This is a genomic window from Janthinobacterium sp. NFX145, from assembly GCF_049810325.1.
Taxonomy (GTDB): Bacteria; Pseudomonadota; Gammaproteobacteria; order Burkholderiales; family Burkholderiaceae_D; genus Janthinobacterium; species Janthinobacterium rivuli.
In genome coordinates this window covers 4,212,335-4,224,518 of the sequence record NZ_CP187360.1, presented here as the reverse complement: position 1 = coordinate 4,224,518, position 12,184 = coordinate 4,212,335, and the positions used below count along the sequence as shown (strand labels likewise).

Sequence of the window (12,184 nt, the reverse complement as noted above, 5' to 3'; positions counted from 1 at the left end):
AATACTCGGGCAGGATGCCCGGAATAAGTGGGAGCAAAGATGGCCAAAACGATACTTGCAGTGGACGATTCCAGCTCATTGCGCCAGATGGTGGCGTTCAGCCTGAAAGCCGCCGGTTACCAGGTGGTGGAGGCCGTCGACGGCCAGGACGGACTGGAAAAAGCCAAGCTGCAAACCGTGGACCTGGTCTTGACGGACCAGAACATGCCGCGCATGGATGGCCTGGAGCTGATCAAGCTGCTGCGCGAACTGCCGACCTACCAGAAGGTGCCCATCCTGATGCTGACGACGGAGTCGTCGGACGAGATGAAATCGAAGGGACGTGCCGCCGGCGCCAATGGCTGGCTGGTCAAGCCATTCGATCCGCAACGCCTGATCGAAGTGGTCAAGAAGGTGATCGGCTGATGCCAGCCGCGCAGCACAACGATGCAATTGACGGAGTCACCCTATGACCATCGATATTAGCCAGTTTTTTCAGGTCTTTTTCGATGAGGCCGAAGAACTGCTGGCTGAAAAAGAACGGCTGCTGCTGGCCGTTGATATTGCGGCGCCCGACGCCGAAGACCTGAATGCCATTTTCCGCACCGCCCATTCGATCAAGGGCGGCGCATCGACGTTCGGCCTTTCCGACATGAGCGAGGTGACGCACATCCTCGAGTCGCTGCTCGACCGCATCCGCCAGGGCCAGATGGCCCTGACGGCGGAACACGTCGACGCCTTTTTGGCGGCCAAGGATATCCTCAAGATGCAGCTCGACGGCCATCGTCTGGGCAGCGCCGTCGATCAGGATGCCGTGGCCAATGTGCGCATGATGCTGCAGTCGTTCTCGCAGGACGTGCCCGTGGCCGCGCTTACACCCGTCGCGCCAGCCTTCCATACGGCGGAAAAGGCCGCCGTCAGCCATGCCGGCGGCCATCGCATCCGCCTGGAGCTGCCTGCCATGGAGCCGCGCGAAGTCGAGGCGCTGGCGGCCGAACTGGGCTTGCTCGGTGACGTCGTGGTGTCCGCCTTGCCCGACGCGCGCAAGGTGCTGGAAGTGACGACGCATGAAAGCCTGGACGATATCCTGGCTATCTGCTCGTTCGTGCTCAATCCGGACGACATGGTGATCACGCAGGCGCCGCCACTGGCGCCAGGCGAAGCCGAAGCGGCCCGCGCGGCGCAGGAAAAGGCGCAAGGTTACGGTTTCTTCGACCCGCTGCCAGGCGTGCCTGGCGCGGCCGATCCCGGCTATGGCTTCTTCCAGCCGCTCGAGGATATCCGCGCCGCCGCCGGCGTGCAGAGCGACGCCGAACAGGGCTACGGTTTCTTCCAGCCGCTCGAACAGATACGCGCCGACGCGGCCACGGCGGGCAACGCCAGCGCCGCCGCGCCGGTCGTGGCCAGCGCCGTGGCCGAAGCGGAGCAGGAAAAGAAACCGGCCAAGAAAGAAGGCGACAAGGCCGGCGCCGAATCGTCGTCGATCCGCGTCTCGATCGAGAAGGTCGATCAGCTGATCAACCTGGTGGGCGAACTGGTGATCACGCAGGCGATGATCGAGCAGCGCGCCAGCGCGCTCGATCCGATGCTGCATGAAAAACTGCTCGACAGCGTCAGCCACCTGACGCGCAACACGCGCGACTTGCAGGAAGCGGTGATGTCGATCCGCATGATGCCGATGGATTTCGTCTTTTCGCGCTTCCCGCGCATGGTGCGCGACCTGGCGACGAAACTGGGCAAGAAGGTCGATTTCATCACGAATGGCGCCGCCACGGAACTGGACAAGGGCCTCATCGAGCGCATCGTCGATCCGCTCACGCACCTGGTGCGCAACAGTATCGACCATGGCGTGGAAATGCCTGCCGCCCGCGTGGCCGCCGGCAAGACCGAGGCGGGCCGCTTGTTCCTCTCGGCCAGCCACCAGGGTGGCAACATCATCATCGAAGTATCCGATGACGGCGCTGGGTTGAACCGCGAGCGCATCCTGGCCAAGGCCGCTCAGCAGGGTCTGGACGTGTCCGAGACGATGAGCGACGCCGACGTGTGGCAGCTGATTTTCGCGCCCGGTTTTTCCACCGCCGAAGCGGTCACCGACGTGTCGGGCCGCGGCGTGGGCATGGATGTCGTCAAGCGCAATATCAGCGCCATGGGTGGCGTCGTCGACATCCGTTCGGCCAAGGGTTTCGGCACGACGATTTCGATCTCGCTGCCGCTGACCCTGGCCATCCTGGACGGCATGTCGATCCGGGTCGGCGACGAAGTGTATATTTTACCGCTGGGCTTTGTCATCGAATCGCTGCAGCCAGCCGTTGAGGATATCAAGGACATCAGTGGCAAGGGGCAGGTGGTGAAAGTGCGCGGCGAATACCTGCCATTGATCCCGCTGTACCAGATGTTCGACATCGCGCCGCGCTTTACCAGCCCCTCGGAAGGCATCTGCGTGATCCTCGAGACGGAAGGGCGCAAGGCGGCCCTGTTTGTCGATGACCTGGTGGGACAGCAGCAAGTCGTGGTGAAAAACCTCGAATCGAATTACCGCAAGGTGGTGGGCATTTCCGGCGCCACCATCCTGGGCGATGGCGGCGTGTCGCTGATTCTCGATGTCGCCGCCCTGATCCGTTCCTCTCGCCAGCTGGCCGACGAGTCCATTTTTTCGTAATACCGATAGATAAAGATAGGAAAACGCACCATGTCAGATACTCAACAAACATCCGGAAGCAATGCGGGCGACGGCAAGGACATCGCCGGCCGTGAATTCCTGGCCTTCACCCTGGGCTCCGAAGAGTACGGCATCGATATCCTGAAGGTCCAGGAGATCCGTGGTTACGAAGCGGTCACCCGCATCGCCAACGCGCCTGAATTCATCAAGGGCGTGATCAACCTGCGCGGCATCATCATTCCCGTGGTCGACATGCGCATCAAGTTCAACCTGGGCACGCCCGTGTACGACCAGTTCACGGTGGTGATCATCCTGAACATCGGCGGGCGCATCGTCGGCATGGTGGTCGACAGCGTTTCCGACGTCACCACCCTGACGCCGGAGCAGGTGAAACCGGCGCCGGAAATGGGCACCGCCTTCTCGACCGACTACATGATCGGCCTGGGCACCATCGACGAGCGCATGCTGATCCTGGTCGACATTGACAAGCTGATGTCGAGCAGCGAGATGGGCCTGATCGACAAGCTGGCGGCGTAAGCCTCCGCATGGCAGCAAGGCGGCGCCCGGTGCGCCGCCGTTTTGGCACGCAAAGAATCACTACAGATATGCATGTACCGGCGCGGCCAGAGGCGCGCCGGCAGGCTGCAAGGTCCGTCAGAGACCAGGCCACAACACGGCGCCGTCCGGTTGAACGGGCGCCGTTCACATAAATATTGGAGACTGTAATGAGTTTGCGCGATTTCAAGATAGGCACCCGGCTGGGGATAGGTTTTGGCAGCATCCTCGCCATCCTGGTGGTGGTGATCGTTTCGGCGAATGCACTGAATTACCGTAACAAGGCCCAGTTGCTCACGGGCCTGGCGCTGGCAAGCGAAAAGAATACGCAGGCGTCGCTGATGAAAAGCGCGATGCTGGAAACCGGCATCGCCATGCGCAATATCGGCCTGCAGGGCGATGTGGCCCTGATGCAGGCGGAAGAGGGCAAGGTGCGCGAGCAGCGCAAGCTGTATGACGGCGCGCGCGGCAAGCTGGCCACCCTGGGCCTGTCCGATGGCGAGAAGGCGCTGCTGGCCAATATCGCCAAGGTCGACGGCGATGTCGATGCGGCCTTCAAGGAAGCGATGGGGCAGGTGCTGGCGTTTAACAGCGAGGGCGCGGCGAAGGTGATTGCCACCCGCATCGATCCATTGAACAAGACGACCTTGGCCGATATCAACAAGCTGCTCGACTTGCAGCACGTGGCGCAGCAAAGCTTCATGGATGACTCGCTGGCGGCCGATGCGCGCCTGATGACGGTACTGTTCATCCTGGGCGGCGCGGCGGTGGCGATCGGCGCCTGGTGCGCCATCTTCATCACGCGCTCGATCACGGTGCCATTGTCCGGCGCTCTGGCCGTGGCGCAGAAGGTGGCGGCCGGCGAGCTGACGTCGCGCGTGGTGGTCGAAGGCAAGGATGAAACGAGCGCCTTGCAGCAGGCGCTCAAGGACATGAACGAGAGCCTGGTGCAAACGGTCAGCGACGTGCGCAATGGAACGGACACGATTACCGTGGCATCGCGCGAGATCGCCAGCGGCAATGCGGACCTGTCGGCGCGCACGGAAACGCAGGCCAGTTCGCTCGAAGAGACGGCATCGTCGATGGAAGAACTGACGTCGACCGTGAAGCAGAATGCGGACAACGCGCGCCAGGCCAACCAGCTGGCCGTGTCGGCGTCGTCGGTGGCGGAGCAGGGCGGCAAGGTGGTGGCGCAAGTGGTCGATACCATGGGCTCCATCAAGGACAGTTCGCGCAAGATCGTCGACATCATCGGCGTCATCGACGGCATCGCGTTCCAGACGAATATCCTGGCATTGAATGCGGCCGTTGAAGCGGCGCGGGCAGGCGAGCAGGGACGCGGTTTTGCGGTGGTGGCGTCGGAAGTGCGCAATCTGGCGCAACGATCGGCCGGCGCGGCGAAAGAGATCAAGGGCCTGATCGGCGACTCGGTCGACAAGGTTGATGCGGGCAGCCGCCTGGTGGACGAGGCGGGGCAGACCATGGGCCTGATCGTCACGTCGATCCGGCAGGTGGCCGACATCATGGGCGAGATCACGGCGGCGACGCAGGAACAGAGCCATGGTATCGAGGAAGTGAACCAGGCCATCGCGCAGATGGACCAGATGACGCAGCAGAACGCGGCGCTGGTCGAGGAAGCGGCTGCGGCGGCCGAAAGCATGCAGGATCAGGCGCAGAAACTGGCCGACGCCGTCCGCATCTTCAAGCTCGATGGCGAGAGCGCGGCGCAGGTGGCCATGCCCGTACCCGCGCCAGCAGTCAAGGCGGCGGCACGGCCGGCGCCTGTTGTGGCGGCAAATACACGGCGGTTGGCAAAGACGGCGCAAGCCGGCACGCCAGCGCCCGCGAAAAAGCTGGCGGCAGCCGGCGGCGACGATTGGGAAGAGTTCTGACGCCAACCCGGTCCCGCTAGTTATACTTGCAAAGGCATTGGTCAGAGTAGTCATAGAGAGGTAAAAATAAAATGCCGCAAACTAAAACGGATTCGGTCAAGGAATTTGATTTCACTGGCAAGGACTTCGAGCGGGTCCGCGCCATGATTTACAAGCGGGCCGGCATCGCGCTGGCCGACAGCAAGCAGGAGATGGTCTACAGCCGTCTGGCCAGGCGCTTGCGCGCGACCGGCATCTCCTCGTTCGTCCGCTACCTGGACGACCTGGAGGCTGGCCGCATGGGCGACGAGTGGGAAGCGTTCACGAATGCGCTGACGACCAACCTGACGTCGTTCTTCCGCGAGGCGCATCATTTCCCGCTGCTGGCCGAACATGTGAAAAAACTGAGTGGGCCGATCACCATCTGGTGTTCAGCCAGTTCCACCGGCGAGGAGCCGTATTCGATCGCCATGACGGTGTGCGAGGCGTTCAATACGCTCACGCCGCCGGTCACCATCATCGCCACGGACATCGACACGAACGTGCTGGCCACGGCCGCCAATGGCGTCTACAACCTGGACCGGCTCGACAAGATGCCGGCCGACCGTGCGCGGCGCTTTTTCTTGCGCGGCAAGGGTGATCGCGAGGGGCAGGTGCGGGTGCGCCCGGAATTGCGCCAGATGATCACCTTCAAGCCGCTCAACCTGCTGGCCGACGGCTGGCCATTGACGGGGCAGTTCGACGTCATCTTTTGCCGTAACGTGATGATTTATTTTGACAAGGCGACGCAGCGCAAGATCCTGTCGCGCTTTGTGCCCTTGATGAAGCCGGATGCCCTGCTGTTTGCGGGCCATTCGGAGAATTTTCTGTACGTGTCGGATTCATTGAAGCTGCGCGGTAAAACAGTCTATGAGCTCGATCAGCCTCGGGGCGCCGCGCCCAAGGCATCGTCGCATCGTACATGAGAGTGAAATATGAGCCTGGAATCCAAAGAGCAATTCGCCACTAACGTCTATTACGACAGGACGTTCAATTGTGACGCCGCCAAGATCTTGCCTGGTGAGTACTACTTTACCAACAAGGACATGCTGATCGTCACCGTGCTCGGCTCCTGCGTCTCGGCCTGCATCCGCGACCGCGTCACGGGCCTGGGCGGCATGAACCATTTCATGCTGCCCGATGGCGGCAGCGACCCGAACAGCCCGATTTCCGCGTCGATGCGCTATGGCACCTACGCCATGGAGATCCTGATCAACGATTTGCTGAAGGCGGGCGCACGGCGCGAGAACATGGAAGCGAAAGTGTTCGGCGGCGGCGCCGTGCTGCGCGGCTTCACGGCGATCAACGTCGGCGAACGCAATGCGGCCTTCGTTATCAATTACCTGAAGGCGGAAAAGATGCGCGTGGTGGCGGAAGACCTGAACGACATCCACCCGCGCAAAGTGTATTTTTTCCCCCGCAGCGGCAAGGTGCTGGTGAAAAAGCTGATGCAGACGCATAACGATACGCTGGTACGCCGCGAACTCGATTACGCCAGCCGCTTGAAAGTCGCGCCGGTGGGCGGCGAAGTCGAACTGTTCTGACACACACCAGGCCAAACTTGCTGCGCGTCGCGCTGTGCGGCTTGCGGCGGTTTTGTCCGGTGTACTAATTTAATAAAGAATAAGGGCCGCAAGGCCTGGAAGGAAGAATATGAAGATCAAGGTTTTGATCGTGGATGACTCGGCGCTGATCCGCAGCGTCATGACGGAAATCGTAAACAGCCAGCCCGACATGGAAGTGGTGGGCGCGGCGCCCGATCCGCTGGTGGCGCGCGAGATGATCAAGCAGACCAACCCCGACGTGCTGACCCTCGACGTCGAGATGCCGAAGATGGATGGCCTCGACTTTCTGGAAAAACTGATGCGCTTGCGCCCGATGCCGGTATTGATGGTGTCGTCGCTGACCGAACGCGGTTCGGAAATTACCATGCGGGCGCTGGAACTGGGCGCCGTCGATTTCGTCACCAAGCCGAAAATTTCCATCCAGAGCGGCATGCGCGAGTACACCGACATGATCGCCGACAAGATCCGCGCCGCCTCGAAGGCGCGCATCCGCGCGCGCACCCTGCCGTCGGCCGGCGACAAGGTGGCCGCACCGCTGCCTGCGCTGCGCAGCCCATTGACGTCGAGCGAAAAGCTGATCATCGTGGGCGCCTCGACGGGCGGCACGGAAGCGATCCGCGAATTTCTCATGCAGATGCCGTCCGACTGCCCCGGCATCCTGATCACGCAGCACATGCCGGAAGGCTTTACGCGCTCGTTCGCGCGCCGCCTCGATTCGCTGTGCAAGATCTCGGTGCAGGAAGCGGCAGGCGGCGAACGGGTGCTGCCCGGCCACGCCTACATCGCGCCCGGCCATTCGCACCTGACCCTGACGCGCAGCGGCGCCAACTACATGACCAAGATCGACCAGGGCGAACCGGTGAACCGCCACCGCCCGTCCGTCGATGTGCTGTTCCGTTCGGCCGCGCAATCGGCCGGTAAAAATGCCGTCGGCGTGATCCTCACCGGCATGGGCAAGGATGGCGCACAAGGCATGTTGGAGATGAAGGCCGCAGGAGCGTATAATTTTGCGCAGGATGAAGCCAGTTGCGTGGTGTTCGGCATGCCGCGCGAGGCGATCGCCGTTGGTGCTACGCATGAGGTTGGCGCTCTGACGGCCTTGCCTGGCATGGTGCTGGGACACCTGGCGGCGCATGGCATGCGTGCTTTGCGCGTGTAAGCCACGTTTTATATGATCTGAGGCAAGTTTGTTCGCCTAAAAGCAACGAAAATGCTATCCTACAACTTGCTGCCGTAGTGTCGACCATAATGTCGGCATTCATGTCGATATTATTAACAAACCGCTACAGAAACAACGGAGTTATTCATGGCTGATCCAAAGATGAAATTTTTAGTCGTTGACGATTTTTCGACGATGCGCCGCATTGTCCGGAATCTGTTGAAGGAACTGGGTTATGCCAACGTCGATGAGGCGGAAGACGGCGTGATGGGCCTGGCCAAGCTGCGCGCGGAATCGTTCGATTTCGTCGTGTCGGACTGGAACATGCCCAACATGGATGGCCTGACGATGCTGCAGCATATCCGCGCCGATCCCGCACTGGCCAAGCTGCCCGTGCTGATGGTCACCGCCGAAGCGAAAAAAGAAAACATCATCGCCGCGGCCCAGGCTGGCGCCAGCGGTTATGTCGTCAAGCCGTTCACGGCCGCGACCCTCGATGAAAAGCTGAACAAGATTTTCGAGAAGCTGGAAAAAGCCGGCGCCTGATTCAGGCTTGACCGTTATCAAGAAAACGCTGCCCGTGCAAACCGGCAGCGTTTTTTTTCGTCCGCCTGCGCCGATCACATGAGATTGCGCAAAGGAATTAAATATTTCCTAAAGTTAACTTTACACGTCAAATAATTTGGCCCATGATCGCTGCAGTATTTCCCTTTGTCCCCGACCCCGACAAGAAGGAGCGCGCGATGCGCCGAGCACCCGTATTATTTTTCGCCCTGAGCACAGCCATGTTGGCGGGCTGTGGCGTGAGCCTTGAACAAACCACCGCTGCGCCTGTCGCGTCGGTCGAGATGCAGGAGCTGGCCGCGCAGCCGCCTGCCGAAGCCGATGGGCGGCATGCTTATCTGCACCGCGTGGGCGGCCATGACTATGTCAGCCTGAGCCAGAACGGCCCGGAAGGCGGCTTGCCGATCCTTACGGGCACACAGCGCCATGCGCACGCCATTCGCCTGCTGGCAGCCGATCCGGCCCAGGCAAGGGCCATCCTGCGCAGCCTGAGGCTGCCTGCAAACCAGCGCAAGCTGTGGGCGGGAGAGGAAATCGTGCTCGATGCGGCCAGCTATGACATGTTGCAAGCGGCACGCGGCAGCAACAAACCGCTGTTTGCCGAACTCAAGCTGGTAGGGATGGAGAAGTAAAAAAGAAAGGCTCTGTCATCGATAAATAGGGGATCTGCCTGAATCTTTCCTTGGCTGTGCTGTCTGACTCTGCATACCCACCATGCAGGAGCCGATCATGCAGCCAGCCGAATGGATACGCTTTATCGCGCAGTTTGCGCAGTTGAACCGACGCCAGCGGCAGGCAGGAATAGCCTTGCTGTGTGGCAATGGGCCACACGATGTGACCGTCACGCTGCTTGAAAACGCTACGCAAGCACGCCTGGGGTGTCCCGCCTGCCAATCGTGTCACCTGCACCGGCATGGCCATGCGCACGGCCTGCAGCGCTACCGCTGTGTATCCTGTGGGCGCACATTCAATGCCTTGACGGGCACGCCGCTGGCGCACTTGCGCCATAAATCGCTGTGGCTCGACTATGCGGATTGCCTGCTTGATTCCAGGTCGGTACGCCAGGCCGCTCAGCAGTTGGGACTGCACCGCAACACCACGTTTCGCTGGCGACACCGTTTTCTCAGCGTAGCAAAGACGGACCGGCCGCATTGTCTGCATGGCATTGCCGAGGCCGATGAACTCTACGTGCTGGAATCAGAAAAGGGATCCAGGCAAATGACGCGTCCGGCGCGCCGCCGTGGCGGCCATGCCCATCAGCGCGGCATTTCCAATGAACAGGTTTGCATCCTGGTGGCGCGCGACCGTACTGGGCAGACCCTCGATTTCGTCACGGGCAAAGGAGCGTTGACGAAGGCACAGCTGCATCATTCGCTGCTACCCGTTATCGACAAGGACGTGCTGCTGGTGACCGACGGTCATGCCGCCTATCTGGCTTTTGCGAAGGAAGCGGGCATCAGCCACCAAGCAGTCAACTTGCGCGCTGGCATCCGTGTGCGAGGGGCCGCCCACGTGCAGAACGTCAATGCCTATCACAGCCGCTTGCGCGCATGGCTACGGCCCTTTCACGGCGTGGCGACGCGCTACCTGCCGAACTACCTGGGCTGGCGCTGGATACTCGACGCCAGGCGCATCCGTTCATCGGAAACGTTATTGAAAGCAACGTTGGGCGCATTCCCACACTTGACGGTGACATAGCCAAAAGAAACGGGGCCGAATGGCCCCGTTGTGACAATGCTTAAATTTCCAGGTTGTCGATGAGTCTGGTTTGTCCCAGTTTGGCCGCAGCCAGCACCACCAGCGGTTCGCCGGCGGCCAGTTCCGCAGCGCTAGGCGCTTGCAGGTTGGCGCGCTTGCGCACGGCGATGTAGTCCGATTTCCAGCCGCGGCCGTCCAGCAACTGCATGGCTGCCTGTTCCAGTTCGCCGACGGCCAGGTTACCCTTGCGCACTTCTTCGGCCACGAAATTAAGTCCCTTGTACAGTTCCGGCGCTTCCGCGCGTTCGCTTTCCGACAGATACATATTGCGCGACGATAAGGCCAGGCCATCGTCCGCGCGGTACGTTTCTGCGGCGATGATTTCCGTTGGCAGCGCGAACTGGCGCGCCATGTTGCGGATGATCATCAGCTGCTGGTAATCCTTCTTGCCGAACACGGCCACGCGCGGACCCACGCACGAAAACAGCTTGGTGACGACCGTGCACACGCCTTCAAAGAAGCCGGGGCGGAATTCGCCTTCCAGCGTATTGCCCAGGTCATCGGGCGGGCGCACGCGGTATTCCTGCGGTTCCGGGTACAGTTCCTTTTCCGTCGGCGCGAACAGCACGTACACGCCTTCCTTTTCCAGCTTGGCGATGTCGGCGGCCATGGTGCGCGGATATTTTTCGAAGTCTTCGTTCGGGCCGAATTGCAGGCGGTTCACGAAGATCGAGGCGACGACGGGGTCGCCATGCTTGCGCGCCAGACGCATCAGCGACAGATGGCCTTCATGCAGGTTGCCCATGGTAGGGACGAACGCCGTGCGCAGCTGTCCGCTGAGCTGGTCGCGCAATTCTTCGATGTCGGAAATAATTTTCATGGATTGCTTTCGCTAAAACCCCGTTGTACGGTGGTCAGTGACAAAGGGAGGGAGTCAGGCGGGCGAATAGGCCAGCCGGACGTAGATGGGGGCAAACGGTTCTGCCTGCGTGATCTCGATCAGGGTTTCCTTGGCCAGTTCCAGCAGGGCCACGAAGTTGACCACCACTACGGGCACGCCGCCGGCAATGTCGAACAGCTCGCTGAACTCGACGAAGCGCGACGATTGCAAGTGGCGCAGGATGCTCGACATGTGCTCGCGCACGGACAGTTCCTGGCGGCTGATGCGGTGATGCTGGGTCAGCTTGGCGCGTTTCAGCACGTCGAGCCACGCCTGCTGCAAGTCCACCGGTTCCACGTCGGGCCAGGTGGGCGTCAGGCTTTGCTCGATGAAAATCTGCGTGCGCACGAAATCGCGCTCGAACTGGGGGATGGCGTTCAGGTCGTAGGCGGCCAGCTTGATCTGCTCGTATTCGAGCAGGCGGCGCACCAGTTCGGCACGGGGGTCGCCGCCATCTTCCTCGACGTCGCTCTTGCGCGAAGGCAAGAGCATGCGCGACTTGATCTCGATCAGCATGGCCGCCATCAGCAGGTACTCGGCGGCCAGTTCCAGGTTGCGCACGCGGATCTGGTCGACATATTTCAGATATTGCAGGGTGACCTGCGCCATCGGAATATCGAGAATGTTGAAATTTTGCTTGCGGATCAGGTAGAGCAGCAAGTCGAGCGGGCCTTCGAAGGCTTCGAGGAAGATTTCCAGCGCGTCCGGCGGAATGTACAAATCCGTCGGCATGCGCATCAGCGGCTCGCCATACAGGCGGGCGATGCCCAGCGGGTCGGCGGCCGGCGCCGCGTCCGTTACCGTTGTTGCAGATGCTGCAGGGTCGCCGCTGCCGTCGCCTTCAGCGACAGGTTCGGGCGACTCGATGACTGCGCCGGCACTGGAAGCGTCGGCTTCCGGCGTGACTGCAGACTCTTCAGGCAACATCGTGCCGGTTCCAGATCTTAGTTCTTGTTCTGGTAAACGTAAGCCTGTTGCTTGACGGCCGACGCCAGCTGGCGTTCCTGCTCATCGATGCTGACGGCTGGCTTGTCCCACAGCAGGGCGCGGCCCGCTTGCTGGCCCGCTTCCATGCCAGGGTTCTTGGCCTTCAGTTCGGCGATGAACAAGGTGTGGTCGGATACGTAGTTGTTGTGTTTTGCAGGCAGTTTCATA

General features: G+C 61.1%; 13 protein-coding genes. 10 read left to right on the top strand and 3 right to left on the bottom strand.

Annotation, left to right across the window (positions count from 1 at the left end; all coding sequences use genetic code 11):
- Positions 1-39 precede the first annotated feature (39 nt).
- The 10 genes from ACPJXG_RS18840 (at position 40) to ACPJXG_RS18795 (ending at position 10,089) form a co-directional block, all read left to right on the top strand.
- A complete protein-coding gene (locus tag ACPJXG_RS18840; RefSeq protein WP_034758362.1) occupies positions 40-405 on the top strand; it encodes a response regulator in 366 nt (121 codons plus the stop codon).
- Between the two features lie 43 nt (positions 406-448).
- Complete coding sequence (gene cheA / locus ACPJXG_RS18835; protein ID WP_425251980.1) at positions 449-2,638, top strand: chemotaxis protein CheA; 2,190 nt, start codon at positions 449-451, stop codon at positions 2,636-2,638.
- Between the two features lie 30 nt (positions 2,639-2,668).
- Positions 2,669-3,175: a chemotaxis protein CheW gene (locus ACPJXG_RS18830; protein ID WP_034758356.1), complete on the top strand. Its 507-nt coding sequence runs from the start codon at positions 2,669-2,671 to the stop codon at positions 3,173-3,175.
- Between the two features lie 188 nt (positions 3,176-3,363).
- Entirely contained in the window at positions 3,364-5,085 is a 1,722-nt protein-coding gene (locus ACPJXG_RS18825) for a methyl-accepting chemotaxis protein (protein ID WP_425251979.1), read from the top strand.
- Between the two features lie 71 nt (positions 5,086-5,156).
- The gene (locus tag ACPJXG_RS18820) at positions 5,157-6,029 is read left to right on the top strand and encodes a CheR family methyltransferase (protein ID WP_035826600.1); all 873 of its coding nucleotides are present in this window, start codon (positions 5,157-5,159) and stop codon (positions 6,027-6,029) included.
- Between the two features lie 9 nt (positions 6,030-6,038).
- Positions 6,039-6,647, top strand: coding sequence for a chemoreceptor glutamine deamidase CheD (gene cheD, locus ACPJXG_RS18815; protein ID WP_034758343.1), 609 nt, complete (start codon positions 6,039-6,041; stop codon positions 6,645-6,647).
- 109 nt (positions 6,648-6,756) lie between these two features.
- A complete protein-coding gene (locus ACPJXG_RS18810) occupies positions 6,757-7,827 on the top strand; it encodes a protein-glutamate methylesterase/protein-glutamine glutaminase (RefSeq protein ID WP_035826603.1) in 1,071 nt (356 codons plus the stop codon).
- A gap of 147 nt (positions 7,828-7,974) precedes the next feature.
- A complete protein-coding gene (cheY, locus tag ACPJXG_RS18805; protein ID WP_026132837.1) occupies positions 7,975-8,373 on the top strand; it encodes a chemotaxis response regulator CheY in 399 nt (132 codons plus the stop codon).
- Between the two features lie 257 nt (positions 8,374-8,630).
- Positions 8,631-9,023, top strand: a complete 393-nt coding sequence (locus tag ACPJXG_RS18800) for a hypothetical protein (RefSeq protein WP_425251978.1) — start codon at positions 8,631-8,633, stop codon at positions 9,021-9,023.
- A 97-nt stretch (positions 9,024-9,120) separates the two neighbouring features.
- The gene (locus ACPJXG_RS18795; RefSeq protein ID WP_099402806.1) at positions 9,121-10,089 is read left to right on the top strand and encodes an IS1595 family transposase; all 969 of its coding nucleotides are present in this window, start codon (positions 9,121-9,123) and stop codon (positions 10,087-10,089) included.
- Between the two features lie 40 nt (positions 10,090-10,129).
- On the opposite strand, the gene panC is transcribed toward ACPJXG_RS18795, so the two are convergent.
- From panC to ACPJXG_RS18780, 3 genes are read right to left on the bottom strand one after another with little or no spacing between them, the layout of a single operon-like run.
- Positions 10,130-10,969, bottom strand: coding sequence for a pantoate--beta-alanine ligase (panC, locus tag ACPJXG_RS18790; protein WP_035826607.1), 840 nt, complete (start codon positions 10,967-10,969; stop codon positions 10,130-10,132).
- A 54-nt stretch (positions 10,970-11,023) separates the two neighbouring features.
- Positions 11,024-11,956, bottom strand: a complete 933-nt coding sequence (locus ACPJXG_RS18785; RefSeq protein ID WP_099402710.1) for a segregation and condensation protein A — start codon at positions 11,954-11,956, stop codon at positions 11,024-11,026.
- A 17-nt stretch (positions 11,957-11,973) separates the two neighbouring features.
- Entirely contained in the window at positions 11,974-12,183 is a 210-nt protein-coding gene (locus ACPJXG_RS18780) for a DUF3460 family protein (RefSeq protein ID WP_034778041.1), read from the bottom strand.
- Position 12,184 lies beyond the last annotated feature (1 nt).

Excerpts from the sequence above, each read along its gene's own strand:
- ACPJXG_RS18840 (WP_034758362.1), top strand. The coding sequence starts at position 40 with ATGGCCAAAACGATACTTGCAGTGGACGATTCCAGCTCATTGCGCCAG.
- cheA (WP_425251980.1), top strand. The coding sequence starts at position 449 with ATGACCATCGATATTAGCCAGTTTTTTCAGGTCTTTTTCGATGAGGCC.
- ACPJXG_RS18830 (WP_034758356.1), top strand. The coding sequence starts at position 2,669 with ATGTCAGATACTCAACAAACATCCGGAAGCAATGCGGGCGACGGCAAG.
- ACPJXG_RS18825 (WP_425251979.1), top strand. The coding sequence starts at position 3,364 with ATGAGTTTGCGCGATTTCAAGATAGGCACCCGGCTGGGGATAGGTTTT.
- ACPJXG_RS18820 (WP_035826600.1), top strand. The coding sequence starts at position 5,157 with ATGCCGCAAACTAAAACGGATTCGGTCAAGGAATTTGATTTCACTGGC.
- cheD (WP_034758343.1), top strand. The coding sequence starts at position 6,039 with ATGAGCCTGGAATCCAAAGAGCAATTCGCCACTAACGTCTATTACGAC.
- ACPJXG_RS18810 (WP_035826603.1), top strand. The coding sequence starts at position 6,757 with ATGAAGATCAAGGTTTTGATCGTGGATGACTCGGCGCTGATCCGCAGC.
- cheY (WP_026132837.1), top strand. The coding sequence starts at position 7,975 with ATGGCTGATCCAAAGATGAAATTTTTAGTCGTTGACGATTTTTCGACG.
- ACPJXG_RS18795 (WP_099402806.1), top strand. The coding sequence starts at position 9,121 with ATGCAGCCAGCCGAATGGATACGCTTTATCGCGCAGTTTGCGCAGTTG.
- panC (WP_035826607.1), bottom strand. The coding sequence starts at position 10,969 with ATGAAAATTATTTCCGACATCGAAGAATTGCGCGACCAGCTCAGCGGA.
- ACPJXG_RS18785 (WP_099402710.1), bottom strand. The coding sequence starts at position 11,956 with ATGTTGCCTGAAGAGTCTGCAGTCACGCCGGAAGCCGACGCTTCCAGT.
- ACPJXG_RS18780 (WP_034778041.1), bottom strand. The coding sequence starts at position 12,183 with ATGAAACTGCCTGCAAAACACAACAACTACGTATCCGACCACACCTTG.